This window comes from Sphaerimonospora sp. CA-214678 (genome assembly GCF_050942215.1).
Taxonomy (GTDB): Bacteria; Actinomycetota; Actinomycetes; order Streptosporangiales; family Streptosporangiaceae; genus Sphaerimonospora.
In genome coordinates, this window is sequence record NZ_CP192056.1 from 1,589,127 (window position 1) to 1,614,685 (window position 25,559).

Sequence of the window (25,559 nt, forward strand, 5' to 3'; positions counted from 1 at the left end):
TGGAGTGGGCCATCCGGGGGCGCGTGCGATGACGGGCCTTCCGCTGCGCCGCGAACGCGTCCGAACCGGGGGAAAACCGGTGGCGTTCTTGTCGGACCGGTCCCGTAGGATGCCGGAGGCCGTGTGGGCGGCTCGATTGTTTTTTCGAATGGCAGGTTTGAAGGGGGACCATCCATGACGACTCAAGCGGTAGCCGAGCGGGGCGAGTCGCCACCGGGACGCGGACAGGGATCCGCGTGGCTCACACTGCTGGCGGTCTCCCTTGGTGTGATCATGGTCATGCTCGACGGCACCGTCGTCGCCATCGCCAACCCGGTCATCGCCGAAGACCTCAAGGCGTCGCTGGCCGACCTTCAGTGGGTCACCAGCGGTTATCTGCTCGCGCTCGCGGTCTTCCTCATCACCGCGGGCAAGTTGGGCGACCTCTTCGGTCACAAGCGGATCTTCCTGATCGGCGTGGTCGGGTTCACCCTGGTCTCACTGATGATCGGCCTGTCGTCGTCGGTGGGCATGCTGATCGCCCTGCGCGTACTGCAGGGCCTGTTCGGCGCGCTGCTCCAGCCGGCCGCCCTGGCGCTGCTGCGCATGGCCTTCCCCGGCGAGCGGCTCAACATGGCGATGGGGGCGTGGGGCGCGATCCTCGGCCTGTCGAGTGCGGCCGGCCCGATCATCGGGGGCGTCCTCGTCGAGAACGTGAGCTGGCAGTCGGTCTTCTTCGTCAACGTGCCCGTCGGCGCCGCCGCGCTGGCCTTCGGCCTGTGGGCGCTCAAGGAGAGCCGGGCGCGGACGCTGTCGCGGGTGGACTGGCCGGGTGTGATGCTTCTGTCGGTCACCATGTTCTCGCTGGTCTGGGCCATCATCAAGGCGCCGGACTGGGGCTGGGGCGACATCAAGACCGTCGGCTTCCTCGCCCTCGCCGTGGTGGTCGGAGCGGTGTTCCTGTTCTGGCAGACCAGGACGGCGGAGCCACTGCTGCCGCTGTCCCTGTTCAGCAACGCCTCGGTCTCCATCGGCACCGTGCTCATGATCCTCGTGTCGTTCTCGATGATGGGCGCGATGTTCTTCCTCACGTTCTTCTTCCAGGGCGTGCACGGATTGAGCCCGCTCGACTCCGGACTTCGCATGCTGCCGATGAGCGCCGGCATGATCGTCGCGTCGCCGATCGCCGGTGTTCTCATCGGCAGGCTCGGCCCGAAGAGCACCATCGCGGGCGGCATGGTGGTCACCGCGATCGCGATGTTCCTTATGTCGCGGCTCAGCGTCGACGCGGCGTTCATCGACAGCGCGATTCCGTTCGTGCTGCTGGCGTTCGGCCTTTCCCCGGTCTTCGTGGGAGCCACCGAGATCATCGTCGGCAACGCCCCCGAGGACCTCAGCGGGGTCGCCGGAGGCGTACAGAACTCCGCCATGCAGGTGGGTGGCGCGCTCGGCACGGCCATCCTCGGCGCGATCGTGTCCGCCAAGGTGGCGAGTGTGCTTCCCGGTCACCTCGGGCAGGCGGCCGCCGCGATTCCGCCGGAGCAGATGGAGGGCCTGAAGCAGCTCGCCTCCGTCGGCATGGCCCCGCCCGGTCTCACCGGGCCGGCCGCCGAGCTCATCACGAAGGCCGCGCACATGTCCTTCATGGACGGTCTGCACCTGGGCTTCCAGATGAGCGCGGGCATCGCCGTGGTGGCCGCGATCTTCGCGCTGTTCGTCAAGGTCGGGCGTAAGACAGAGGGGGCCGTCGTCCATGTCGGCTGACGGCCCGCACCGCTCCCGCGCTAAGTAGACTCGATGACCGTGAGCAGCACGAAGATTCTTCCTGAGAGCGAAGTCACGCCGCGACTCTCTCATGGCGACGGCGACCACGAGCGGTTCTCCCACTACGCCGACAAGAACAAGATCACAGAGAGCTATGTGACCGGTAGCCCGGTCCGGGCTCTCTGCGGCAAAGTGTGGGTGCCCAGCCGCGATCCGAAGAAATACCCTGTCTGCCCGGAGTGCAAGGAGATCTACGAGGGGCTGCCGAAGGGCGAACCTCCCAGCGAGTGAGTGTCGATCCAGGATCGTGACCCCCGGTACGGCTAACGTCGGCTTTCAGACCAGCCGTAACGGGGGATACGAATGGTTCGGGGCGTGATCGCCGTCTGCCTTGTCTGTCTTTCTGCGGTGGGCGGTGTCTCCGTCGTGGCTCGCGCGTCCGCCGCCACTCCGAGTGAATGCCGGGAAACGGCACGCCGGAGCGACGGGGGTCGTGGCCAGGGGGCCGCGGATCCCCATGGGAGGATCGGCCACGTTCACAAACGGAGTCGTACCGCCGGTCCCGCCCGTTCGCGCAAGCGTGCCCGTGCCCTCAGGCTTGGTCACGCCGTCGAACCGCGTCGGCCGGGTCCGGCGGAGATCGCGCGGATGAACGCCGACCTCCGCAGCCGGCTCGGGGACCGGCGCGGCTCGGGTGTCCTGGAACCGGATTCGCGGGCACCGGCCCAGCGGGAGATCCGGGTGCCGCTGTGGGTGCACATCATCAAAGACGGCAAGCTCGGCCTCCCCGACAGCGCGGTGGACCGGCAGGTGCGCGCGCTCAACGACGCCTACGGCGGAAAGTTCGACGGCGTCGACACCAGGGTCCGGTTCGATCTGAAGGGTGTGACCCACACAGAGAACGCCACGTGGTTCCGCGACCCCCTGGGAAACGAGGCGGGCCTCAAGGACAAGCTGCGCGTCGGCGGTCCCGAGACGCTGAACCTCTACATCGCGCAGCTGGGCGAGCTCGTGCTCGGCTACTCGACGTATCCCTACTGGTACGGAGGCGAACCGGGCCTGGACGGCGTGGTGATCGACTGGCGGAGCGTGCCCGGCGGTCCGCTGCGGAACTTCAACAGGGGATTCACGGCCGTGCACGAGATCGGCCACTGGCTGGGCCTGCTGCACACGTTCGAGAACGGCTGCGACGCCCCCGGTGACTCGGTGGACGACACGCCGCCCGAGGCGAAGGCGACGATGGGCTGCCCGGCGCGCAAGGACACCTGCCCGGCGCCGGGGGACGACCCGGTGCACAACTTCATGGACTACTCGCACGATCGCTGCATGCGGGAGTTCACCGCGGGCCAGGCCGCTCGGATCCACCAGATGTGGGAGGCCTACCGCGATCCCGCCCGCGCCAAAGATCCCGCGCGCGCCAGATAAGCGTCCCGGCCGAGGTTCGCCGGCGCCCGCGTGTGGACGCGATCTCCCGCTGCCCGTTGACGGGACACCGCCCTTGTGACTAACTCCACAACAGCGATCACGCGGGAGGTTGTGTGGAGGATCAGTGGACCCGCCGGGTCTGGCCACCCCCAGAACCAGGAAGCACAGGGCCAGGAAGCACGGACCCAAGGAGCGCGGACCCAAGGGGCACAGGGCCAGGAAGCACGGACCACAGGAGCGCGGACCCAAGGGGCACAGGGCCGGGGAGCATGGGGCGGGGGAACCCGGCGCGGGAGAGTCCGATGCGGCACGGCGTGCCGTCGTCGTCCGCCGACCCCGTGTGGCGGGGTGATCCGGCCTGGCCCGCCGATCCGGTCTGGACCGATGCTCCGGCCCTGTCCGACGAGCCGCCGGCGGCCGGGAGGTACGGCACGCCGGTCCGGCCGCGGCGCCGCACGCCGCGCTGGCTGAGCCGCCTGATAGTCGCCGTTCTCGCGCTCGTGTCCGCCGCGACCGTGATCGGCGCGGTGGTGGTGACGGTCCTGGGCCGTGCCGAGGGCGAGCCGCCCAGGGTGATCGACGACGCGCTCGCCGGAATCTCGTACGTGCTGCCCGCCGGTTGGAGCGAGGGCGTCGTCGCCCCGGTGACCGGGTTCACCTCCGTCGCGGCCCACGGGGATCTGGCGACGGTCATGGCGAGGCCGGGGGGCCCGGTCGACCCGCCGCATCTCCGCTCCGAGGTCATCGATCTGACCGATCTCTACGCCCGGTTGCTGCTGCATGGGGATGACGTCGAGGTGGTGGACGACCACGCGGTCACCGTCAACGGGCGGCCGGGTCACACGCGGGCGATTCGGGCCGAATACCGCGACGTGGTGAACGAGCCCGCGTTCATGCGGGTGACCTTGCTCACCCGTTTCGACGGCAAGACCACGGTCATGCTCGCGCTCGCCCATCCGGACGCACCCGGGACCCGCTCGGACATCGACGCCCTGATCTCGGGTGCTCGTTGAGCCGATTCTCCTCGGGCCGATTCTCCGTCGGGCGCGCCTCGCCGGGCCGGGGCCGTACGTCGCGGAACTCGCGAAACGGGGCGTTCCGCCGCAGGTCACGTTCATGATCTTCTCTGGAGAGGGGCCGAACGGCACGCTCTGCCGGTTCGCCCGACTACCCTGGGGTCATTGTGAGGCTGCGAACCGATAGCGACAGGCGAACCGGCAGAGGCCAACCGACTGGAAGAAACAGACGGACCGACAGGGACAGCGGTGTCCCGACGAGCTGTGGGAGGCGTCATTGAGCGTTTCGGCCGCATCCCATCTCTCCCCCTCCTATCCCGACAGAGCCGCCTGGGGCACCGCGCCCAAGCTGCGCGCGTGGCAGCAGGAGGCGTTCGAGCTCTACTTCCAGCGCGAGCCGCGTGACTTCCTGACCGTCGCGACGCCGGGCGCGGGCAAGACCACCTACGCGCTGCGGATCGCCAGCGAACTGCTCAGCCGCGGGATCGTCCGGGCCCTGACGATCGTCACGCCCACCGAACACCTGAAACGGCAGTGGGCCGACGCCGCTGCCAAGGTCGGCATCGGCATCGACCCCGAGTTCAAGAACAGCCAGGGCGCGACCTCGCGTGACTACACCGGTGTGGCGATCACCTACGCCCAGATCGCCATGCACCCCGCGCTGCACCGCGCCCGCACCGAGGCGCGCAAGACCCTGGTGGTCTTCGACGAGATCCACCACGCGGGCGACGCCAAGTCGTGGGGCGACGCCGTCCGTGAGGCCTTCGAACCGGCCACCAGACGGCTCGCGCTGACCGGTACGCCGTTCCGGTCGGACGACAGCCCGATCCCGTTCGTCTCCTACGTGGAGGACGGCGACGGCGCGCTGCGCAGCGTCTCCGACTACTCCTACGGGTACGGCCCCGCCCTGGCCGACGGCGTGGTCCGGCCCGTCATCTTCCTGGCGTACTCGGGGGAGATGACGTGGCGGACGCGGGCGGGCGACGAGATCAGTGCGACGCTCGGCACTCCGCTCACGAAGGACCAGCTCTCCCAGGCGTGGCGGGCCGCGCTCGACCCCAAGGGCGACTGGATCCGCCAGGTCATCCAGGCGGCGGACCGACGGCTCAGCGAGGTCCGGCACGGCGTGCCGGACGCCGGCGGCCTGGTCATCGCCTCCGACCACGAGTCGGCCCGCGCCTACGCCCGGCACATCCGGACCGTCACGGGTCAGGGCGCCGAGGTGGTGCTCTCGGACGACCCGGGCGCTTCCCAGAAGATCAAGGACTTCGCCACGTCGGACAGGCGGTGGCTGGTGGCGGTCCGGATGGTCTCCGAGGGGGTGGACATCCCCCGCCTGGCCGTGGGCGTCTACGCGACCAGCACCTCGACGCCGCTGTTCTTCGCCCAGGCCGTCGGAAGGTTCGTCCGGACACGCAAGCGCGGCGAGACCGCGTCGGTGTTCCTGCCGTCCGTGCCCGTGCTGATGGGACTCGCCGCCGAGATGGAGGCCGAGCGCGATCACGTGCTCGGCCGCCGCCGCGACGAGGACGGTCTGGACGATCTGCTGCTGGAGCAGGCCCAGCAGGAGAAGAAGCAGCCGGATGCCGTCGGCGACGAGCTGCCGTTCCAGACGCTGGAGGCGTCCGCGACCTTCGACCGGGTTCTGTTCGACGGTGGAGAGTTCGGTACGGCCGCCGCGCCGGGCTCACCCGAGGAGGAGGACTTCCTCGGCCTGCCCGGGTTGCTGGAGCCCCATCAGGTGGCCACGCTGCTGCGTAAGCGTCAGGCGGACCAGCAGGCGGCGAAACGGAAGACCAAGGCCGCTCCGCAGGCCGAGCCGGTCCTGGCTCCGCACGAGCAGGTACACGAGCTGCGCAAGGAGCTCAACGGCCTGGTCGGCGCGTGGAACCATCGCACCGGCCAGCCGCACGGGGTCATCCACGCCGAGCTGCGCCGGGCCTGCGGGGGGCCGCAGATCGCGCAGGCGACCGCGGAGCAGATCCGCGAGCGCATCGCGCTGATCCGCAAGTGGGCCACCCAGCGGAAGTGAGCACCGCGGCGGCCCGGGCGATGCCGTGCCGTTCACCGGTCAAGCGTGCCGTCAGTGGTACTGGCCGGGCCGGGCGCCGGGGATGCGGTGACCGGCCGGGACAGCTTGGGTCAGCGGACGCGGTGGTTCAGATGGGGATGCCGAGGTGGCGGGCGATGATGTTGCGTTGGATCTGCGTGGTGCCGCCGGCGACCTCGTAGAGCTTGGCCTCCCGGTAGAACCGCTCGATCTCGTATTCGGTGGAGTAGCCATAGCCGCCGAAGATCTGCATGCCGCGGGTGGCGCTGCGGGTGGCGCACTCGGTGGCGTAGGCCTTGGCCATCGAGGCCTCTTTGGAGAACGGCAGCCCGGTGTCGGCACGCCAGGCCGCGGACCGCGTGAGCAGTCGGGCGGCGGCGGTCTCGGTCTCCATGTCGGCGAGCATGTGACTGATCGCCTGGAAGCCGGCGATGGGCTGGCCGAATTGCCTGCGGTCCAGGCCGTACGCCAGGGCCAGGTCGGTGCAGTGCTGCGACATTCCGGTGCAGACCGCTCCGACTCCCAGCCGTTCGGTGTTCAGGGCCTGTGACAAGCCGGTCCAGGCGTCGCCGACCTCGCCGATGACCGAGTCCGCGCCGATCCGCACGCCCTGCAGGTTGATCTCGCAGGAGGCGACGGCATGGTGGCCCAGCTTGGGGATCGCGCGGATCGTGATCCCGGCGGTGCGCGCATCGACCAGGAAGAGGGTCAGGGCTTTGGAAGCGCCTGCCTCGCCAGTGCGAGCGGTCAAGACGAGGTAGTCGGCGGCGAGGGCACCCGAGGACCAGACTTTCGTGCCGTCGATGACCCACTGACCGTCGTCGTAGCGGGCCTGGGTACGGACCGAGGCGGCGTCGGAGCCGGCCTCGGGTTCGGTGAGGGCGAAGGCGGTGCGAAGCTTGCCGTCGACCATGCCGGGCAGCATGCGCTGCTTCATGGCGTCATCACCCGCGGACAGGATCGTCTGCGTCCCGAAGACTGCGGTGGGGAACCAGGTGAACACCACCGAGCCGCCGAAGTGGCCGAGCTGCTCGGCGATCAGGCCCACCTCGAGATGGCCGCCGCCGAAGCCGCCGTACTCCGCTGGGACGCCGATCCCGAACAGGCCGAGCTCGGCCATCCGCTGGTACAGGTCTTCGGGGAAGGCCTTCTCGTGCTCGACGCGATCGATCCACTCTTTGGTGCAGTACGAGTCCAGGAAGCTCCGGACAGTCGTCTGGAGCTGCTGCTGCTCGGTAGTGAGGCCTAGGGCCTGTATCAAAGTCGGTCAGAGCCATTCGTTGAGTGCGGCGATGAGGACCGTGGCTTCGTAGCGGACGGCGAGTTTGTCGTATCGGGTGGCGACAGCGCGGTGGCGTTTGAGCCGGTTGATGCCGCACTCCACCGCATGCCGCTGCTTGTAGATCTGCGGGTCGAAGGCGGGTGGCCGCCCGCCCTTGGATCCTTTGGCGCGGCGGTTGGCGTCCTGGTCGGTCTTGCTGGGGATGGTGGCCTTGATCCCGCGGCGGCGCAGGTAGGCGCGGTTGGCCGTGGAGGTGTAGGCCTTGTCGGCAAGGACGCGGTCGGGGCGGGTGCGGGGGCGCCCGCCGCCCAGCCGGGGCACCCGGATACCGGCGATGACCGCGGTGAACTGCGGGCTGTCGCCGCGCTGTCCCGCGGTCAGCACGATGGCCAGCGGCTTTTGCCCCTGCTCGCAGGCCAGATGCACTTTGGTGGTCAGCCCGCCACGAGAACGCCCCAGCCCGTGATCGGCCGGCTCGGCGCCGTACCTGCCGCCGGGCGGCTCGGCCTGCAGATCCCCCTTTTCCGCGCCCCGGCGGCGTGCTGATGCACACGAGCGATGGTGGAGTCCACGCTGACGTCCCAGGTGATGCGTCCGGCCGCGTCCGCCTGCGCCTGCAAGGCAGTCAGGATCTGCTGCCAGGTGCCGTCCCGTTGATAGCGCCGAAACAGCGCATACACCGCCGGCCAGGATCCGTAGCAGGCGGGCACATCCCGCCAGGGGGCGCCGACCCGTACCCGCCAGCGGATCCCGTCGATCAGCTGCCGCTTGCTGAACAGCGATGGCCGGCCCGACCGTTTCGGCGCTGGTAGCAGCGGCTCCAGTACCGCCCACTGCGCATCGGTGAGGTCGAACCGCCGTGTCACCGCTAAGGTGGCCACGAGGTCTCCGGTTTCAGGTTTTTCTTGGTCGACTAACCACTTACCGGAGACCTCTTATGTTGTCGATCTACGACCTCTCCGACGCGTCAACCGTGCTCAGGCACCACCCGGACTTCGATACACGCCCTAGGTCCATACCTTCACATGACATCAGTTCTTACGTTGAACGTCAATAGTTGTTAATATTTGACGTTCAACGTCAAAGATGGAAGGCTGTGAGCGCGGTCGCCGGGGAATCGAGGAGTCTTACATGCTCGTCAGTGACATCGTGCGCAAGAACGCCCAGACCTTCCCGAGTGCGGACGCCCTCGTCGTGCCCGGGGGGCCGACCCGGACGTGGGCAGACCTCGATCGACGGACCAATCAGATCGCGAATGCGTTCGCCGCGCTGGGTTTGTCGAAGGGGGACCGGGTGGCCATGTTCGCGCCCAACTGCCCTGAGTACCTGGAGTTCTTCTTCGGTTGTGCGAAGTCCGGAGTGATCGGCGCGGCGCTCAATATTCGCCTGGCGGCCAGTGAGCTGGCCGCCTACCTGGGCTACGTCGAACCGAAGGCGGTCCTCGTGCACGCCGCGCTCGCTGAGGAGGCCGCCGCATGGCTCGCGGAGGGTGTGCCGGTACTGACGATCGGGTTCGGTGGCGATCACGCATTCGATTTCGATTTCGAGACGATCATCGGCGCCGCCGCGAGCACCGACCCGCAGGTGGAGGTGCTGGACTCCGACATCTACCAGTTGGCCGCGTCCAGCGGCACGACCGGCATGCCCAAGGGGTCGGCGATGACGCACCGCAACGCCATCTCGGCGATGCTCAACTGGGCCTCCGAGGTTCCGATTCCTGAGCGGTCGACCGGACTGCAGTGCATCCCGTACTTCTTCAACCCGGGTGGGCCGGCGAGCCTGCACCCGGTGCTGCTGAAGGGCGGCCGGATGGTGATCCCCGAGGCGTTCACCCCGCTGGGGTTCATCGATCTCGTCGAGACGTATCGGGTCACCCACACCATCGTGGTGCCGACGATGCTGCAGATGATTCTGATGGCACAGGCGACCGAGAACCGCGATCTGTCCAGCCTGACCGGCATCATCACCGGCGGATCCCCGCTGTCCGCGGCACTGTTGGCCAAGGGGCGGGAGGTGATCGGGGATGTCTTCTACCCGATCTACGGGATGGCCGAGATGTACGCCTGCGCGATGATCTTGCGGCCCGAGAACCAGTTCACCGAGGGCACCGAGCAACAGCGCCGCCAACTGGGCTCCCTGGGCAGACCGATGGTGCTCACCCAGGTTCGGGTGGTCGGAAACGATGGTCAGGACGTCCCGCGGGACGGCACCACCCCGGGCGAAATCTGGCTGTCCGGTGATGCGGTCAGTCCCGGCTACTTCAACATGCCGGAGGCGACCGAAGACAGCCGTCAGGACGGTTGGTTCAAATCCGGCGACGTCGGCGTGATCGACGCCGAAGGTTTCGTCACCATCGTCGACCGTCTCAAGGACATCATCATCACCGGCGGGATCAATGTCTCCAGCGTCGAGGTGGAGAACGCGATCACGCGGCATCCTTCGGTGATGCAGGCGGCGGTGATCGGCGTCCCGCACGAGACCTGGGGTGAGGCCATTCACGCCGTGGTCGTGCGGAAGCCGGACGGACCGCCGGTCGTGGCCGAGGATCTGATCGAGTTCGTCGGTGATCAGGTGGCGTCGTACAAGAAGCCGCGCACGATCGAGTTCGTTGACGAGCTTCCGCTCAGCGGCACCGGCAAGGTGCTCAAGCGCGTCCTTCGCGAAACCCGCACCAAGTCCGCCAAGCCGTCGGCATAACGGTGTGATGCCGTCAGTCGGCGAGCAGCCCAAGGAGGACGGGGCCGGTCGTTCGTTCCAAAGGTCACATCACATCGGATATGGGCACGCGGCCCGTGTGCCGCGTGCCCTCGACACAGACCGTCCGGCGCGTCCGGCCGCCTCGCGAGAGGATCAGCGTCCGACGACGGGGGTTCCGACCAACTTCACCCCGGCGGCGTCGAGCTGGCCGAGGGCCGCGTCGGTGGTCTTCCTGGCCACGCCCGCGGTCAGGTCCAGCAGGACCCGTACGGCGAAGCCGGCCCGCATGGCGTCCAGCGCGGTGGCCCGCACGCAGTGATCCGTGGCGATGCCCACGACGTCGACGGAGGCCACCTCGTGGTCGCGAAGCCAGTCGGCGAGGCCGGAACCGTCGTCGGCGGCTCCCTCGAAGCCGCTGTAGGCCGCCTGGTGGGCTCCCTTGCTGAAGACCTCCTCCACCTTCGCCGTGTCGAAGGCCGGGTGGAAGTCGGCGCCGGTGGTGCCGACCACGCAGTGCGCGGGCCAGCTGTCCACGAAGTCGGGTTCCGCGGCGAAGTGCGCCCCGGGGTCGATGTGATAGTCGCGGGTGGCCACCACATGGTCGTAGGCGTTGTCGGCGACATGACGGCTGATGGCCGCGGCGACCTCGGCGCCGCCGGCCACGGCCAGGCTGCCGCCCTCGCAGAAGTCGTTCTGGACGTCGACGATGACGAGCGCGGTTTTCACTGCATCACCTTCTCCTCAGTGATCGCGGGAGACCGGCGTCGTCCTCATGCGCCGGTCTCCCACGATCACTTGAAGATAGTAGGGACTGCCGGGTCTCCAGGGGAGAGGCTATGCGCAATCGGCGGCAATTCGGTCAGAGTCGACCGGTGTCGCCGCCGGACGGCGTCCAGTGGCTCGCGGCCGACGATCTCGCCGCCGCGGACGAGTTCGGCCAGCAGCGGCCGGTCCCCGGTCAGCTCGGGCGGCTCGCTCCGGGCGGCCTGGTCCGGACGCGGGGTCTCCATCGGCGCGTCGGTGACGATCTCGGCGGTGGCGATCCCGTCGCCGATCCGCCGGTAGGCCCACTTGCGGCCGCCCTTGCTCGGCTTGCCCACGGACCGCTTCGCGACCGGTCGCATCACGCCCGTGGCGTCCTCCCTGGCGACCAGCTTGTAGACGAGGCTGGCCGTCGGGTGGCCCGATCCGGTGACGAGCGCGGTGCCCACGCCATATCCGTCGACCGGGGCGACGGCCAGCGCGGCGATGGCGAACTCGTCGAGGTCGCCGGTGACGATGATCTTCGTACGCTCGGCCCCGAGTGCGTCGAGCGCCTGCCGCACCTCCTGCGCCACCACCGCGAGATCGCCGGAGTCGATCCGCACCGCCCCGAGGTCCGGCCCCGCCAGCTCGACGGCGGTCCGGACGGCCTCGGCCACGTCATAGGTGTCGATGAGCAGCGTCGTCCCGTGCCCCAGCGAGTCGAGCTGGGCCCGGAACGCGTCCTTCTCCGAGTCGTGCAGCAGGACGAACGCGTGGGCGGCCGTGCCGGCCGTCGGCACGCCGTACCGGCGTCCGGCCATCAGGTTGGAGGTCGACGCGAAGCCGCACAGGTAGGCCGACCTCGCCGCGGCGACGGCCGCGATCTCGTGCGTGCGGCGGGAGCCCATCTCGATCAGCGGCCGGTCGCCCGCGGCGTGCGCCATCCGCGATGCGGCGGACGCGATGGCGCAGTCGTGGTTGAGTATCGACAAGATCACGGTTTCCAGCAGTACGGCCTCGGCGAACGTGCTCTCCACCACCATGATCGGCGAGCCGGGGAAGAACGCCTCGCCCTCGCGATAGCCGTACACGTCTCCCGAGAACCGGTAGTCGGCGAGAAACGCCAGCGTCCGTTCGTCGACCACCTGCCGCAGGAAATCGAGGTCGGCGTCGTCGAAGCGGAAGTCCTCCAGCGCGTCGAGCACCCGGGCGGTCCCCGCGACCACCCCGTAGCGCCGTCCCCCCGGCAACCTGCGGGCGAAGACCTCGAAGACGGCCCGCCGGCCCGCCGCGCCGCTCGCCAGCGCCGCCTCCAGCATGGTCAATTCGTAGTGGTCGGTAAGCAGGCCCGTGCCCATGGTCATCCGCACGTGTCGAAGACTACGACTTACGTGGTGCAGGATGGTTATGTGGGTAGTACAGCTCCAGCCGAGGTCGAGCGCCCGTCGTCGTACGTCCGTCCCGATCGGCCGTGGCTCGCCATCGTGTGGAACGACCCGGTCAATCTGATGTCCTATGTGACGTACGTCTTTCAGACCGTGTTCGGGTATCCCCGGCAGAAGGCGGAGAAACTCATGATGGACGTGCACTACAAGGGCAAGGCCGTGGTCGCCAGCGGCACGCGGGAGGAGATGGAGCGGGACGTCCAGATCCTCCATTCGTACGGCCTGTGGGCGACCGTCCAACAGGACAAGTAGCCGAGGCGGCGCGGCGGGACGAGACGTGGACGCGGCTCGACGGGACACGTGAGCACACGTCCGAAGGGGACGTGGCGAACGAACATGACTGATGACGAGAACGGCGGCATGAGCATCGGCTTCAGATCGACGAACGGGGGCGTCTCGGTCCACCTCGATCCCGGCGAGGTATCGATCCTGAGATCGCTGGCAACGCAGATCCTCGGCCTGGTCGAGCCGGGCTCGACCGGGGACGATCCGCTGGAGCGCGCGCTCGGCATCGGTTCCCCGGCCCCGCCCTCCGATCCCGTGCTCGCCCGCCTGTTCCCTCCGGCGTACGGCGACGACGAGGAGGCGTCGGGGGAGTTCCGCCGCTACACCGAGGCGACGTTACGAGACGCCAAGCGCGCGGACGCGACGACGCTGCTGGAGACCCTGGCCCCGGGTGAGCTGGAGCTCACGGTGCCGCAGGGGCAGGCCTGGCTGCGCACCATCAACGATGTGCGGCTCGCGCTGGGCGTGCGGCTGGAGGTGACCGAGGAGGTCCACGAGGAGGTGGCGGAGATGTCCGAGGACGATCCCCGCTACCCGGCCTACGTGACCTACGACTGGCTGACCTACCTGCAGGACACGCTCGTCCGTGCCCTCTGGTGAGCCGTCTACGAGGCCTTTGGTAGGTTTCCCGCATGCTGACGATCTCACGCGAGCTGGTCGACAAGATCGTGGCCCACGCCCGGGCGGACCATCCCGACGAGGCGTGCGGCGTCGTGGCCGGACCGGAGGGGTCGGACCGCCCGGAACGGTTCATCCCGATGGAGAACGCCGAGCGCTCGCCGACGTTCTACCGGTTCGACTCGATGGAGCAGTTCCGCGTCTGGCGGGACATGGACGACCGGGACGAGGTGCCCGTGGTGATCTACCACTCGCACACCGCCACCGAGGCGTACCCGTCGCGTACGGACATCAGCTACGCGTCCGAGCCGGACGCCCACTATGTCCTGGTCTCCACCGCGTCGGACGTACCGGAGTTCCGCTCCTACCGGATCGTCGACGGCGTCGTGTCGGAGGAGGAAGTCAAGATCGTCGAGGCATATGGCTAGACTTGTGCTATGCCTATCGATGACGATCGCCCCGTGTCATCACCGGCTGTCCTTTCGCACCGGGCCCGCCCGGAATCTCCTGTTCAGAATTTCCTTTTCGGGCACACACCCTGGGTCGTCGTCTACGACTGTCGCCGCGCACTGTGACTGAGCACCGTGACCGAATCCCGTGACTGAGCACTGTGAATGAGCACCGTGACCCAGCACCGTCGGTGAGCACTGTCACCGGACATGGCGCCGATCCCCGGAATCTCCGGCCGCCCGGCCATGTTCCAGTCGAGTGGACGCCCGCTTGTGACGATGACCTACCGAATCATGATGACCACCGAACAAGGAGATTGAGCGAGATGGCCGTCGAGGTCCGCATTCCGACCATCCTGCGTAACTACACCGATGGGGCCAAGGCGGTGCACGCCAAGGGCACGACGCTCGAGGAGCTCATCGGTGACCTGGAAGCGCGCCACCCCGGCCTGAAGGAGCGCCTGGTGGACGAGAGCGGCCTGCGCCGCTTCGTGAACGTCTACCTGAACGACGAGGACGTGCGTTTCCTCGGCGGCCTGGGCACCCCGGTCGCCGACGGCGACACCGTGACCGTCCTGCCGGCCGTCGCCGGCGGGGCGGGTGCAGCCGCCGGAGCGCGCTAGATGCGCTTCGACTCGCTGTTCGACTCGGTCGGCAACACCCCTCTGGTCGGCCTGCCGCGCCTCTCGCCAAGCGAAGAGGTGCGGATCTGGGCGAAGCTGGAGGACCGGAACCCGACCGGGTCGGTCAAAGACCGGCCAGCGCTGTGGATGATCGAGCAGGCGGAGAAGGACGGCCTGCTCTCGCCCGGCTGCACGATCCTGGAGCCGACCTCCGGCAACACCGGCATCTCGCTGGCCATGTCGGCCAGGCTCAAGGGATATCGCCTGATCTGCGTGATGCCCGAGAACACGTCGGAGGAGCGCCGTCAGCTCCTGCGCATGTACGGCGCGGAGCTCATCTCCTCACCGGCGGCCGGGGGTTCCAACGAGGCGGTGCGGGTGGCCAAGCGCCTGGCGGCCGAGCACCCGGACTGGGTGATGCTGTACCAGTACGGCAACCCGGCCAACTGGCGATCCCACTATGAGTCGACCGGGCCGGAGATCCTCGCCGACCTGCCGACCGTCACCCACTTCGTGGCGGGACTCGGCACCACCGGCACGCTCATGGGAGTCGGGCGCTACCTGCGCGAGCACGTGCCGGACGTGAAGATCGTGGCCGCCGAGCCGCGGTACGGCGAGCTGGTGTACGGCCTGCGCAACGTGGACGAGGGCTTCATCCCCGAGCTGTACGACTCGACGGTGCTGACCACGCGCTATTCGGTCACCTCCGCCGACGCCCTGCGGCGTACCCGCGAACTGCTGGCGACCGAGGGCGTCTTCGCCGGCATCTCGACCGGATGCGCCCTGCACGCGGCCCTCGGCATCGCGGCCAAGGCCGCACGCGCGGGAGAGCGGGCCGACATCGTGTTCATCGTCGCTGACGGCGGCTGGAAGTACCTGTCCACCGGGGCGTACGAAGGCACGCTCGACGAGGCGGAGACCCGCCTCGAAGGCCAGCTCTGGGCCTGATACCGAGCTCTCGACGCGATCCGGTGCGAGATCCGGGCAAGAGGACTGCCGCGAGATCCGACGGAGATCCGGCAAGAGCGCCGGCGCAGGCTCCGCCGACGCCGGCGACGTGATCACATGTGGCCGATTGTGATCACGTCGGACCGGTCTGGGGACGGGCCCTGGGACGAACCCTCGGGGTGGGCTCGGTTGACCACGAAGCGGAGGGCGAACCCGGCCTCGCCGCCGGAGATCTCGCCGCTCAGCCCCACCGCGCGCAGCGCTTCCACGTTCGCCTTCGCCGAAGGAGGATTAGGCGGCATATTGGCAGGCATGTCTCACTTCCGGTGCGGATAGCAGCGGTGATCGAGACCTTAGGTGGCGTGGGTGACGAACCACTTGCATGTCGCTTGAAACGACGAAGTGCGCAGCGTGGGGAAGTGGTTACAGTAGCTCCAGAACAACGTTCGGGAGGCGGGTGCGCGGTGACGAAATTCGATGAGGCGACGCAGGCGATCAGGGTCGACGACGCGACCTATGACGTGTGTCTCGACGACGCGTACTCGATCGGCGGGCCGTTGAACGGCGGATATCTCCTGGCCACCGTCCTGCGGGCCGTCGTCGACGCCTCCCCGCACGCCCACCCGGTGTCCACGAGCGCCCAGTTCCTCCGGGTGCCCCGGACCGGGCCCGCCACGGTGCGGCTGACCCCGCTCAAGGCCGGCCGTACGGCCGCGATGACCAGGGCCACGCTGACGCAGGGCGACGAGTCGTTCATCGAGGCCCTGGTGACGACGGCGACGCTCGACCCGGAGGCAGTGCCCGACTGGTCGGACGGGCCGTCGGCGCCGATGCCGGACCCGGCCTCCTGCGTGCCGCTGCCCGTGCCCAAGACCCGGTCGAACGTGAACCTCGGCGCCCAGGTGGAGATGCTGTTCGACCCGCCGACGATCGGATGGCTCACCGGGGAGCCGACCGGGCGGCCGGAGTGCCGGGCGTACTTCCGGATGGTCGAGCGGCAGGACCCCGATCCCTACGTGATCGCGCTGGCCGTCGACGCGCTGCCGCCGGTGGTGTTCTCGGCCGGCGCCCGCGGCTGGGCCCCGACGGTCGAGCTGACCTGGCACCTGCGCGCTCTGCCCGCGCCCGGATGGCTCACGGTCATCGGCGGCGGGCGGCTGATCAGCGACGGCTGGTTCGACGAGGACGTCGAGGTGTGGGACTCGGCGGGCCGGTTGGTCGCCCAATCCCGCCAGATCGCTCGCGTCGGCCGCGGCTGATCGCCGTACTTCCCCTAATCTTGGGAAGCGTGCCGGACAACAGCAGTGCGATCGGGATCTTCGACAGCGGGGTGGGCGGCCTGACCGTCGCCCGGGCGATCATCGACCAGTTGCCCAACGAGTCGATCCTCTACGTCGCCGACACCGCCCGTCAGCCGTACGGGCCGAAGAGCATCGCCGAGGTGCGTGCGTACGCGCTCGAGGTGATGGATCACCTCGTCGAGCACGACGTCAAGATGCTCGTGATCGCCTGCAACAGCGCCAGCGCGGCGGTGCTCCGGGACGCCAGGGAGCGGTACGACGTCCCGGTCGTCGAGGTCATCCAGCCGGCCACCCGCCGTGCCGTACGGGCGACCAGAAACGGCCGGGTCGGCGTCATCGGCACCCGTGCGACGATCGAGTCGATGGCCTACCACGACGCCTTCACCGCAGCCCCCGACGTCGAACTGGTCGGGGTCGCCGCGCCCCTGCTCGTCGATTTCGTGGAGCGCGGCGAGACGATGAGCGATGAGCTCATCGAGGTGATCCGCGGCTACCTCAAGCCGATCCAGGACTCCGGGTGCGACACGCTGATCCTGGGCTGCACGCACTATCCGCTGCTGACCGGTGCGCTGTCGTACGTCACGGGCGACGGGGTCACGCTGGTCTCCAGCGCCGAGGAGACCGCCAAGGACGTCTACCGGATCCTGCACGACAGAGGGCTGTCCGACGGGGCGATCGGACCCGTCCACCGCTTCCGTGCCACGGGCGACACCGACCTGTTCGAGCAGCTCGGGCAGCGGTTCCTCGGGCCGGAGATCCAGGCCGTCGAGATCGCGACGCTGGGCAAGGCGGTGCAGGATGGGTCAGTAATGGGCGAATCCGACATCGGGAGCTCGCTGTGAAATTGACCGTCATCGGATGCTCGGGCAGTTTTCCCGGGCCGGACAGCCCGTCCTCCTGCTATCTCCTGGAGGCCGAGGGCTTCCGGCTGCTGCTCGACTTCGGCAGCGGGGCGCTCGGCGCGCTGCAGCGGCACGTCGGCCTGTACGACATCGACGCGATCTGCCTGTCCCACCTGCACGCCGATCACTGCCTCGACGTGTGCGCCTATCACGTCGTGCGCACCTACACACCGGACGGTCCGCTGCCCAAGGTGCCGCTCCACGGCCCCGACGGGACCGATCGCAGGCTCAACGCCGCGTACGCCATGCCGGACGAGCCGGTGCTGGAGAGATCCTTCGACTTCGTACGGCTGACGTCCGGGGTGCGGCGGATCGGCCCCTTCGAGGTGACCACGGCGCGGATGAACCACCCCGTCGAGACGTACGGCTTCCGCGTGTCCTACGGCGGCCGCCACGTGGTGTACTCCGCCGACACCGGCGAGTGCCCCGAGCTGGTCGAACTCGCCCGCGGGGCCGACGTGCTGCTGTGCGAGGCGTCCTTCCCCGACGTCCCCGGACTGCCCTCGGGCCTGCACCTCAGCGGGCGTCAGGCGGCCGAGCACGCCGCACGCGCGGAGGTCGGCACGCTCGTCCTCACTCACCTGGTGCCCTGGCACGATCCCGCCCGGATCCTCGACGACGCCTCGCGTGGCGGTTTCGGCGGCCGGATGGAACTCGCGCGCAGCGGTGCCGTCTATGACCTTTCATGACCATCTCGAGCACTAAGGTGGCCACTATGGCTCGTTCAGACGGTCGTCGACCCGACCAGCTTCGCCCCGTGACCATCACCCGGAACTGGCTCGCGCACGCGGAGGGTTCCGTGCTCGTGGAGTTCGGCGCGACCAAGGTGCTGTGCGCCGCGACCGTGGAGGCCGGCGTGCCGCGCTGGCGCAAGGGCAGCGGCCTGGGCTGGGTTACGGCCGAGTACGCCATGCTGCCCCGCTCCACCAACACACGCAGCGACCGGGAGTCGGTCCGGGGCAGGATCGGTGGCCGGACGCACGAGATCTCCCGGCTGATCGGCCGATCGCTGCGGGCCTGCGTGGACTACAAGGCGCTCGGGGAGAACTCGATCCTCCTCGACTGCGATGTGCTGCAGGCCGACGGGGGCACCCGGACCGCCGCGATCACCGGGGCGTACGTCGCCCTCGCCGACGCCGTGGCCTGGATGCGCAAGCGGCGGATGTGCCCAGGCGACCCGCTGGTGAACTCCGTCGCCGCCGTTTCGGTCGGCGTCATCGGCACCGAGCCGCTGCTCGACCTCTGCTACACCGAGGACGTCAAGGCCGAGACCGACATGAACGTCGTGATGACCGGCGGCGGCGACTTCGTCGAGGTGCAGGGCACGGCGGAGGGCGTGCCGTTCGATCGGGCCCTGCTGGACGGGCTGCTCGACCTCGCGACCGCGGGCTGCGCGGAGCTGACCCGGCTGCAGGCCCAGGCGCTCGCCTGATCTCGTCTTCGGAGGTTCGCGGAATGAACAAGGTGGTCCTGGCCACGCGCAACGCCGGGAAGATAGTCGAGCTGCGCCGGATCCTCGCCGAGGCCGCGGTGCCGGTGGAGATCGTGGGCCTGGACGGCTTCCCCGAGATCGGCGAGGTGGCCGAGACCGGCCGCACGTTCGCCGAGAACGCGCTGCTCAAGGCACACGCCGTGGCGGCCGGGAGCGGGCTGCCCGCGATCGCCGACGACTCCGGGCTCTGCGTCGACGCGCTGAACGGCATGCCGGGGATCTTCTCGGCCCGCTGGTCGGGGTCGCACGGCGACGACAAGGCCAACCTCGACCTGCTGCTGGCCCAGGTCTCCGACGTGCCGGACGGCCGCCGCCAGGCCCACTTCGCCTGCAGCGCCGCGCTCGCGCTGCCGACGGGAGAGGAGCACGTGGTCGACGGCGCGGTCTACGGCACCCTCATCCGCGAGCCGCGCGGGACGGGCGGCTTCGGCTACGACCCGATCTTCGTACCGGACGGCGAGAGCCGTACGACCGCCGAGATGTCGGCCGAGGAGAAGGACGCCATCAGCCACCGCGGCCGCGCCTTCCGCGCCCTCGTCCCCATCATCACCCAGGCCGTCGGCTGACACACCCGTCACCGGAGAGCCGCATCTGGTCCGCTGCCTCTCAGGAGAACCATCCCTCAGCCGATCGACAAGTGATCACCGTTGGATCCGATCGTGAGCGACACCGGCGAGAGCCTGGACGGCCGCCGGGCGGTGGTGGCAGCGCGTTCAGGACGTGCGCGGGGTGGGGTCGAACTCGCCGGCCTTGTCGCGCGGGAGGAATGCCTCCCACTCGGCCGGGTTTGGGGAGATCTGGTCCCTGCCCCATATGGCCTGAGGTGAGTAGGTGTCGACCACAATGTCACTCCCTGTCGGAGTTCAATCGCGTCCAGCCGACTGCCAAATGTCGGTCTTGGTAATCAAATCTGTACAGAGAGTAGTGGCGTCTCGGCACGCTGGGGGAGTAAATCAACGACGAGGCGGTTTCAAGCTGGGAGAAGCCGATGATAGAGACAGCCGAGGCCGTTGAACCGGCTGAGGAGCTCAAGTCAGTCGAGCCGCGAACGCCCCCGGCTGACAATCCGGATATGCCGGAGCGGATCGGCCCGGTATTGGGGGAGAAGTGGATCCCACGTGACCCACATTGCCTGGCCTCGGTCCGCCGGTTCGTACGGGACGTGGCCGCCGACTGGGCCACGGCCGAGGACATTCCGGAGATCGCCGAACTCCTGGCCTCGGAACTCGTCACGAACGCGATCACCCACGGGTCGGTGGGCGTTCCCCAGCCGAGTACCGTCCGGGTGACGGTCAGCCGGGATCGCGATCTGCTCGTGGTCGACGTACACGATTCGTGCAGCGCGCTGCCCCGGCCCCGCCAAGCCGGCGATTACGACCTGCGCGGCCGGGGGCTCGCCATCGTCCAGATGTTCTCCCACCGCTGGGGCTGGGAGCTCACTCCGTACGGAAAGTCCGTCTGGTTCCAACTCCTCGCCTGGCGGTGATCCGCCGCCCGCGCGCCCGTCACCTCGAAAGGTCGTCACAGCGAAAGGTCGTCCATCGGGTCTTCGGCCAAGTCCCGACCCGGTGTCGGCACGATCGGCTTCTCCGTTCCGTACGCCTCGGTGAGCACGAACAGAAGATCTGGGACCGAACCACGGGCTATGCCCAGGGGCGGGTCTGGAGTTGGGAAAATCGACCGCCCCTTCCGTGAGGCCCGTCCTAGCATCGGCACCCTGATGTGCGAAGAAGGGGGGCCGCAGCACATGAATCAGGAGAAGTTCCGCCGACGTGCCCGGTGGCGACTGCCGTCCGGTGTGTACAACCCCGTCGTGACCGCCGACGGCCGCAGATGGCGTGATTACGAGCGGGCCGCCGAGACTCAGGCGCCGCCGCCGGAGCCGCTCGCGGAGTGCGGCCTGAAGGAACGCGGGCCCGAGGAGCACGGCCTGAAGGAGCGGCGTCTGGAGGGCCGGATCGCGGCCCTGCTGAGCGGCGCCGCCAACGGTTCGAAGGGCCTGAACGATCCGATCGGCCTGAAGGGCAGGAACGCCAAGAACGGCGGGAACGGTTTCACCTACGGCTTCATCGGTGTGGACGGGACGGCGGATCCGCGGTTCGGCGACCTGTTCGTAGGGAAGATCAAGACGGTCCACGCGGCGGCCGACGCCGTCTCCCGAGGCGAACAGGGAGGATCCGCCGAGAACCGGGCCGCGGATCGGGCCGGAGAACCCGCCGATGAGACCGCGTACGAGACCATCTGCGAGACCACAGGCGAGACCACAGGCGAGACCACCGGCGAGTCGGCCGAGGGGGCGGACGACGTCGTCGGCGGGGAGGTGGACCGGGCGGAAGACGCCACAGAACCGGGCGGTCCGGCCGTCATCTCCGGGACAGCGGTCATCGCGACTCCGGCCGTGATCCCGGGGCTTCAGGTGAACACGGGGCTTCCAACGGCGGGGAACGCCGGGCTGTTCGGGACCATCGAGCCGCCGGGGAACGCGGGGCTTCCGATGATCGCGGAGCCCCCTGAGCATGACTGGCTCGACCGGCCGGGCCGTCCGCCGAGGCTGGAGGAGACCAGGCCGTACGGCAGGACCGGCGGGCTGGCGGAGCCGGATCCGCAGGCCCAGGCATATCTGGCTCAGGCGGTCTGCGGACGTTTTCCCGACCCGCGTGGCATGTGGATCAGACTGATCAACGCGGAGGGGCCCACGGAGGACCCGTTCAGGGCCACCAACGCGCTCGACTGCTCGCTCGCGGTGATCTCGACGTGGCACGGCGAACCCGTCGTGGCGGCGCGCCGGCATCCGGAGTACGACGTGCTCGGCAGGCCGCTGCCGACCGGGGAGATCGGGGGTGTCGCGCGGGCGGAGGAGTGGCTGGGTCACCGGTTCGAGTACGTGGGGCATGGCCGCCGTGCCTATGTCGCGATCGCCCAGCGACTGATCTTCGGGGGCCACGGCGCCTCCGCCGTGCTCATCACCCGGTGGCCCACGGGCGGCAGCCACGCCTGGAACGCCGTCAACTGGCGGAGCGAGGTGCTCTGGATCGACGCCCAGCGGGGTCACATGGCGGTCGAGCCGCCGTACGAGGAGGTGACCGGTGTGTTCAGCGTGGTCATCGACCGGCACGGGCAGCACCTCTGATCGGCGCCTCCGACCATGACCGGAGGCCCGTCGCCTCGGGGCCGCTGCTCGCCCCCGAGGCGCCCCCCGCGGAGATTCCGCGCCGAGTCGGATTTCCGCGGGGTGCACCGGTGAGCAGCGGCCCGTGCGCGTGCGCGGCGGCGTCAGGTCGCCGCCAGCGATCCCACGATCGAGGCACGGGCCGCCCGCCGGGCGGGCAGCAGCGCCGCGATCACTCCGGCCAGCCCGGAAGCCGCGATGAAGATCAGGATCTGGGCCGCCGGGAGCTGGAAGGACACGCTGTCCGAGAACGTCTGCGTGGCGGCCCAGCCGAACACGACGCCGAGGACGACGCCGACGAGCGCGCCCACGAGCCCGAGGACCAGGGCCTCGACCGCGATCATGCGCCGAAGCTGGGGGCGGGTCAGCCCGAGGGCGCGAAGCAGCGCGGATTCGCGGGTGCGTTCGTGCACCGACAGCGACAGCGTGTTGGCGATGCCCAGCAGCGAGATGACGATGGCGAGCCCCAGCAGGCCGGTCACGACCAGCAGCACCATGTTCATCGCGTCGTCGAACTGGCCGCGGATCTCCGTCGTGCTGCCGACCTGGACCGCCGGGTAGGGGCGAGTGGCGTCGTCGAGAGCCTCGCGTGCCCGGTCGGCCGGCACGCTCTCGGCGGCGTTGGCCACGATGGTGCGGTTGACCACCGTCTCGAAGGCTCGATTGAAGGTCTCCTCGGGGATCGTCACCGTCGGCAGCATGGAAACGTCCGACTTCAGCACCGCGACCACCGTGAGCCGGATGTCGTCTCCCCTGCCGGGCGTGACCGTGACCGTGTCGCCGACCTTGAGACCGAGATCCTTGGCGACGGATTCGCCCACCGCGACCTCACCCTGGCCGAATCCGTCCATCGAACCCGACGACGTCTCCGGCTTGACCGTGGTGCCGATCGCGGACCGCGTCACCGTGCCGACCTGCCACTCCCGGCCGTTCACCTCGGCCTTGGCCGCCTGGATCTCGGTGACGCCGGTGAGCTCGGGGCGGGCGCGCAGCGCGTCCACCGCGGCGCGCGGCACCTCACCCGTCTGCGCCGAGACGAGATAGTCCACCGGGAACTGCCGGTCGAGCTCAGCGCTCACCGTCGCCCGGACGGTGGCGGTCATCACGGACATGGACGTCATCAGCGTGACGCCGATCGTGAGCGCGATGGTCGTGGTCGCCGCACGCCTGGGGTTGCGCCGCGCGTTGGTGACGGCCAGCCGTCCCGGCACGCCGAACAGCCGTGCCGGCAGCCAGCCCGCCAGCCCGCTCAGCGGCTTGACGATCACCGGGCCCAGGATGAGCACCGCGAAGAAGACCAGCACGCCGCCGCCCATGGCCATCATCAGCCCGGCCTCGCCCGGCTTCAGACTCACGGCCGCCGCGGTCACCGCGATGCCGGCCAGTGCGAACAGGCCGGCGAAGACCACCCGGGCCACCCCGGTGCGGAAGGTCTGCTCCTCGACCTGGGTGCGCAGCGCCGCGATGGGGGCGACCCTGGTCGCGTGGCGGGCCGGCGGCAGCGCCGCCGCCACGGTGACGGCGAGCCCGGTCACGAGCCCGACGGCGACCGTCTGGGGGGTCAGGCCGACCGTGCCCGTGGGGATGCCGGCCTCGACACCGCGCAGCAGGGCCACCGCGGCCGCGCCGAGGCCGAGACCGGCCAGCAGCCCGAGGACCGACGACAGCAGCCCGACGACGACCGACTCCAGCACGATCGACCCGAACACCTGGCGCCGGGTCGCGCCGATGCAGCGCAACAACGCCATCTCACGCGTCCGCTGGGCGACCAGGATGTTGAACGTGTTGTAGATGACCAGCCCGGCGACGAGCAGCGCGATCACGCCGAACAGCAGCAGTCCCATCTTCAGGAAGGCGGTGTCGGCGCCGTTGCGCGCCGCGAGGTCCTGAGCGCGCTCCTGGCCGGTCTGGACGATGACGCCGGTGCCGACGGCCTTCTCGACGGTCGTACGGAGACCCTCGGGGGAGGGACCGGCGGTGACGACGTCGATCTCGCGGAAGCCCTTCTCACCGGTGATCCGCAGGGCGTCCGCCGAGGTGAAGCCGACCGCACCGCGATAGGCGATGGTCTGGTCGACGCCCGGATCGAAGACGCCGACGAGATGGAAGTCGTGCCGGTCGTCGTCGTGGCCGAGCACCGAGATCGTGTCGCCCGGTTCGAATCCCTGGGCCTTGGCGGTGCCCTTGTCCAGTACGGCCTGGCCGTCGGCCGTGGGGGCCCGGCCGGTCGTGACGTTGAGCCGGTTCGCCGGGATGGACACCCCGGCGGTGGGGGCGTCGCCGACGGTCTTGCCGTCCTTGCCGATCAGCGGGGCGTCGCCCCTGATCACCGGCTGTGCGTCCCGTACGCCAGGGACGGCTCTGATCTTGTCCAGCGTCTCCCGGGGCAGGTCGTCGGCATCCCGCGGGAGCACGACCACGTCGACCTTGGCGGCGTCGGCGGCGAACGCCCGGGTGAAGCCGGCGTCGATGGTGTCGGTCAGCACGAACGTGCCGGCGATGAAGCCCACCCCCAGTGTGATCGCCAGGGAGGTGAGCAGCAGGCGCGGCTTGTGTGCGAACAGACCGGCGAGGGTGGTCTTGAACACGGCTCAGGCCTCCAGCGCCATCAGCGTGTCGAGGACCCGCTGCGGCGTCGGCTCGGTCAGCTCGGTCACCAGCAGCCCGTCACGGAGGAAGACGACCCGGTCGGCGTAGGACGCGGCGACCGGGTCATGGGTCACCATCACGATCGTCTGGTCGAGTTCGCGGACCGACCGGCGCAGGAACGACAGCACCTCCGCGCCGCTGCGGGAGTCGAGGTTGCCGGTGGGCTCGTCCGCGAAGATCACTTGGGGTTTGCCGATCAGCGCACGCGCCACGGCGACCCGCTGCTGCTGGCCGCCGGACAGCTCGCCGGGCCTGTGCCTCAGCCGGTCCCGCAGGCCGACCGTGTCGATCACCTGGTCGAACAGCACCTGGTCGGCCTGCCGTCCCGCGATCTCCAGCGGCAGCCGGATGTTCTGCTCGGCCGTCAGCGTCGGCAGCAGGTTGAACGCCTGGAAGACGAACCCCACGCGCTCGCGCCGCAGCAGCGTGAGCTGCCTGTCGTTCAGCCCGGTGATCTCGACGTCGCCGATGGTGATCCGGCCGCCGGTCACCGAGTCGAGCCCGGCGAGGCAGTGCATGAGCGTGGACTTGCCGGATCCGGACGGACCCATGATGGCCGTGAACGCCTTGGTGGCGAAGGCGACGTCGATCCCGCGCAGCGCGTGCACCGCGGCGTCGCCCTCGCCGTAGACCTTGGTCAGTCCGCTGGCGGCGACGGCGGTACGGACCTCGGTGGTTGTTGTGGTCATGCCGACCACGCTATGACCGGGATCTTTCCGTT

25 protein-coding genes and 1 pseudogene are annotated in these 25,559 nt (G+C 69.3%); 18 read left to right on the plus strand and 8 right to left on the minus strand.

Annotated elements, in window-relative coordinates; translation table 11 throughout:
• Nucleotides 1-174: 174 nt before the first annotated feature.
• The 5 genes from ACQP1K_RS07365 to ACQP1K_RS07385 all read left to right on the plus strand — a co-directional run bounded on the left by ACQP1K_RS07365 (nucleotide 175) and on the right by ACQP1K_RS07385 (nucleotide 6,216).
• Complete coding sequence (locus ACQP1K_RS07365) at nucleotides 175-1,743, plus strand: DHA2 family efflux MFS transporter permease subunit (protein ID WP_433500123.1); 1,569 nt, start codon at nucleotides 175-177, stop codon at nucleotides 1,741-1,743.
• 33 nt (nucleotides 1,744-1,776) lie between these two features.
• Entirely contained in the window at nucleotides 1,777-2,034 is a 258-nt protein-coding gene (locus ACQP1K_RS07370; RefSeq protein ID WP_055477762.1) for a DUF3039 domain-containing protein, read from the plus strand.
• A 357-nt stretch (nucleotides 2,035-2,391) separates the two neighbouring features.
• Nucleotides 2,392-3,168 (plus strand): zinc metalloprotease, encoded by a 777-nt coding sequence (locus ACQP1K_RS07375; RefSeq protein ID WP_433500124.1) that lies wholly within the window; start codon nucleotides 2,392-2,394, stop codon nucleotides 3,166-3,168.
• 302 nt (nucleotides 3,169-3,470) lie between these two features.
• On the plus strand, nucleotides 3,471-4,181 hold the full coding sequence (locus ACQP1K_RS07380; RefSeq protein ID WP_433500125.1) for a hypothetical protein: 711 nt from the start codon (nucleotides 3,471-3,473) through the stop codon (nucleotides 4,179-4,181).
• A 280-nt stretch (nucleotides 4,182-4,461) separates the two neighbouring features.
• Nucleotides 4,462-6,216 (plus strand): DEAD/DEAH box helicase, encoded by a 1,755-nt coding sequence (locus tag ACQP1K_RS07385; RefSeq protein ID WP_433500126.1) that lies wholly within the window; start codon nucleotides 4,462-4,464, stop codon nucleotides 6,214-6,216.
• 127 nt (nucleotides 6,217-6,343) lie between these two features.
• Here the strand turns inward: ACQP1K_RS07385 and ACQP1K_RS07390 are convergent, their stop codons facing one another.
• Together ACQP1K_RS07390 and ACQP1K_RS07395 are read right to left on the minus strand one after the other, a co-directional pair.
• The gene (locus ACQP1K_RS07390; RefSeq protein ID WP_433500127.1) at nucleotides 6,344-7,495 is read right to left on the minus strand and encodes an acyl-CoA dehydrogenase family protein; all 1,152 of its coding nucleotides are present in this window, start codon (nucleotides 7,493-7,495) and stop codon (nucleotides 6,344-6,346) included.
• A 6-nt stretch (nucleotides 7,496-7,501) separates the two neighbouring features.
• Nucleotides 7,502-8,382 (minus strand): annotated as a pseudogene (locus tag ACQP1K_RS07395) (IS5 family transposase).
• Between the two features lie 265 nt (nucleotides 8,383-8,647).
• Between ACQP1K_RS07395 and ACQP1K_RS07400 the strand changes: the two are divergent.
• Complete coding sequence (locus ACQP1K_RS07400; RefSeq protein ID WP_433500128.1) at nucleotides 8,648-10,213, plus strand: class I adenylate-forming enzyme family protein; 1,566 nt, start codon at nucleotides 8,648-8,650, stop codon at nucleotides 10,211-10,213.
• 153 nt (nucleotides 10,214-10,366) lie between these two features.
• On the opposite strand, the gene ACQP1K_RS07405 is transcribed toward ACQP1K_RS07400, so the two are convergent.
• Entirely contained in the window at nucleotides 10,367-10,939 is a 573-nt protein-coding gene (locus ACQP1K_RS07405; RefSeq protein WP_433500129.1) for an isochorismatase family protein, read from the minus strand.
• Between the two features lie 65 nt (nucleotides 10,940-11,004).
• Entirely contained in the window at nucleotides 11,005-12,321 is a 1,317-nt protein-coding gene (locus ACQP1K_RS07410; protein WP_433501507.1) for a nicotinate phosphoribosyltransferase, read from the minus strand.
• A gap of 45 nt (nucleotides 12,322-12,366) precedes the next feature.
• Here ACQP1K_RS07410 and clpS point away from each other — a divergent pair, with 45 nt between their 5' ends.
• The 5 genes from clpS (at nucleotide 12,367) to ACQP1K_RS07435 (ending at nucleotide 15,325) form a co-directional block, all read left to right on the plus strand.
• Nucleotides 12,367-12,654 carry an ATP-dependent Clp protease adapter ClpS gene (gene clpS / locus ACQP1K_RS07415; RefSeq protein ID WP_433500130.1) on the plus strand — a complete coding sequence of 96 codons (288 nt, stop codon included), beginning with the start codon at nucleotides 12,367-12,369 and terminating at the stop codon, nucleotides 12,652-12,654.
• Nucleotides 12,655-12,738: 84 nt separating this feature from the next.
• A complete protein-coding gene (locus tag ACQP1K_RS07420; protein ID WP_433500131.1) occupies nucleotides 12,739-13,287 on the plus strand; it encodes a DUF2017 domain-containing protein in 549 nt (182 codons plus the stop codon).
• Nucleotides 13,288-13,319: 32 nt separating this feature from the next.
• Nucleotides 13,320-13,733 (plus strand): Mov34/MPN/PAD-1 family protein, encoded by a 414-nt coding sequence (locus tag ACQP1K_RS07425; RefSeq protein WP_433500132.1) that lies wholly within the window; start codon nucleotides 13,320-13,322, stop codon nucleotides 13,731-13,733.
• Between the two features lie 347 nt (nucleotides 13,734-14,080).
• Complete coding sequence (locus ACQP1K_RS07430) at nucleotides 14,081-14,377, plus strand: MoaD/ThiS family protein (protein WP_433501508.1); 297 nt, start codon at nucleotides 14,081-14,083, stop codon at nucleotides 14,375-14,377.
• The gene (locus ACQP1K_RS07435) at nucleotides 14,378-15,325 is read left to right on the plus strand and encodes a PLP-dependent cysteine synthase family protein (RefSeq protein WP_433500133.1); all 948 of its coding nucleotides are present in this window, start codon (nucleotides 14,378-14,380) and stop codon (nucleotides 15,323-15,325) included. It begins immediately after the preceding gene.
• Nucleotides 15,326-15,438: 113 nt separating this feature from the next.
• On the opposite strand, the gene ACQP1K_RS07440 is transcribed toward ACQP1K_RS07435, so the two are convergent.
• The gene (locus ACQP1K_RS07440; RefSeq protein WP_433500134.1) at nucleotides 15,439-15,639 is read right to left on the minus strand and encodes a hypothetical protein; all 201 of its coding nucleotides are present in this window, start codon (nucleotides 15,637-15,639) and stop codon (nucleotides 15,439-15,441) included.
• 150 nt (nucleotides 15,640-15,789) lie between these two features.
• On the opposite strand from ACQP1K_RS07440, the gene ACQP1K_RS07445 reads away from it, so the two are divergent.
• From ACQP1K_RS07445 to rdgB, 5 genes are read left to right on the plus strand one after another with little or no spacing between them, the layout of a single operon-like run.
• Complete coding sequence (locus ACQP1K_RS07445) at nucleotides 15,790-16,584, plus strand: thioesterase family protein (protein ID WP_433500135.1); 795 nt, start codon at nucleotides 15,790-15,792, stop codon at nucleotides 16,582-16,584.
• A gap of 29 nt (nucleotides 16,585-16,613) precedes the next feature.
• Nucleotides 16,614-17,468 carry a glutamate racemase gene (gene murI, locus ACQP1K_RS07450; protein WP_433500136.1) on the plus strand — a complete coding sequence of 285 codons (855 nt, stop codon included), beginning with the start codon at nucleotides 16,614-16,616 and terminating at the stop codon, nucleotides 17,466-17,468.
• Nucleotides 17,465-18,217, plus strand: coding sequence for an MBL fold metallo-hydrolase (locus tag ACQP1K_RS07455; RefSeq protein ID WP_433500137.1), 753 nt, complete (start codon nucleotides 17,465-17,467; stop codon nucleotides 18,215-18,217). The genes murI and ACQP1K_RS07455 overlap by 4 nt, the downstream gene beginning before the upstream one ends.
• A gap of 26 nt (nucleotides 18,218-18,243) precedes the next feature.
• Nucleotides 18,244-18,960, plus strand: a complete 717-nt coding sequence (rph, locus tag ACQP1K_RS07460) for a ribonuclease PH (RefSeq protein ID WP_433500138.1) — start codon at nucleotides 18,244-18,246, stop codon at nucleotides 18,958-18,960.
• A 23-nt stretch (nucleotides 18,961-18,983) separates the two neighbouring features.
• The gene (rdgB, locus tag ACQP1K_RS07465; RefSeq protein ID WP_433500139.1) at nucleotides 18,984-19,586 is read left to right on the plus strand and encodes an RdgB/HAM1 family non-canonical purine NTP pyrophosphatase; all 603 of its coding nucleotides are present in this window, start codon (nucleotides 18,984-18,986) and stop codon (nucleotides 19,584-19,586) included.
• Nucleotides 19,587-19,733: 147 nt separating this feature from the next.
• Here the strand turns inward: rdgB and ACQP1K_RS07470 are convergent, their stop codons facing one another.
• On the minus strand, nucleotides 19,734-19,862 hold the full coding sequence (locus ACQP1K_RS07470) for a hypothetical protein (RefSeq protein WP_433500140.1): 129 nt from the start codon (nucleotides 19,860-19,862) through the stop codon (nucleotides 19,734-19,736).
• Nucleotides 19,863-20,092: 230 nt separating this feature from the next.
• On the opposite strand from ACQP1K_RS07470, the gene ACQP1K_RS07475 reads away from it, so the two are divergent.
• Both ACQP1K_RS07475 and ACQP1K_RS07480 read left to right on the plus strand, forming a co-directional pair.
• On the plus strand, nucleotides 20,093-20,506 hold the full coding sequence (locus tag ACQP1K_RS07475; protein WP_433500141.1) for an ATP-binding protein: 414 nt from the start codon (nucleotides 20,093-20,095) through the stop codon (nucleotides 20,504-20,506).
• Nucleotides 20,507-20,767: 261 nt separating this feature from the next.
• Nucleotides 20,768-22,150 (plus strand): toxin glutamine deamidase domain-containing protein, encoded by a 1,383-nt coding sequence (locus ACQP1K_RS07480; RefSeq protein WP_433500142.1) that lies wholly within the window; start codon nucleotides 20,768-20,770, stop codon nucleotides 22,148-22,150.
• A 143-nt stretch (nucleotides 22,151-22,293) separates the two neighbouring features.
• Here the strand turns inward: ACQP1K_RS07480 and ACQP1K_RS07485 are convergent, their stop codons facing one another.
• Together ACQP1K_RS07485 and ACQP1K_RS07490 are read right to left on the minus strand one after the other, a co-directional pair.
• Nucleotides 22,294-24,777 carry an ABC transporter permease gene (locus ACQP1K_RS07485; protein WP_433500143.1) on the minus strand — a complete coding sequence of 828 codons (2,484 nt, stop codon included), beginning with the start codon at nucleotides 24,775-24,777 and terminating at the stop codon, nucleotides 22,294-22,296.
• A gap of 3 nt (nucleotides 24,778-24,780) precedes the next feature.
• Nucleotides 24,781-25,527: an ABC transporter ATP-binding protein gene (locus tag ACQP1K_RS07490; RefSeq protein ID WP_433500144.1), complete on the minus strand. Its 747-nt coding sequence runs from the start codon at nucleotides 25,525-25,527 to the stop codon at nucleotides 24,781-24,783.
• Nucleotides 25,528-25,559 lie beyond the last annotated feature (32 nt).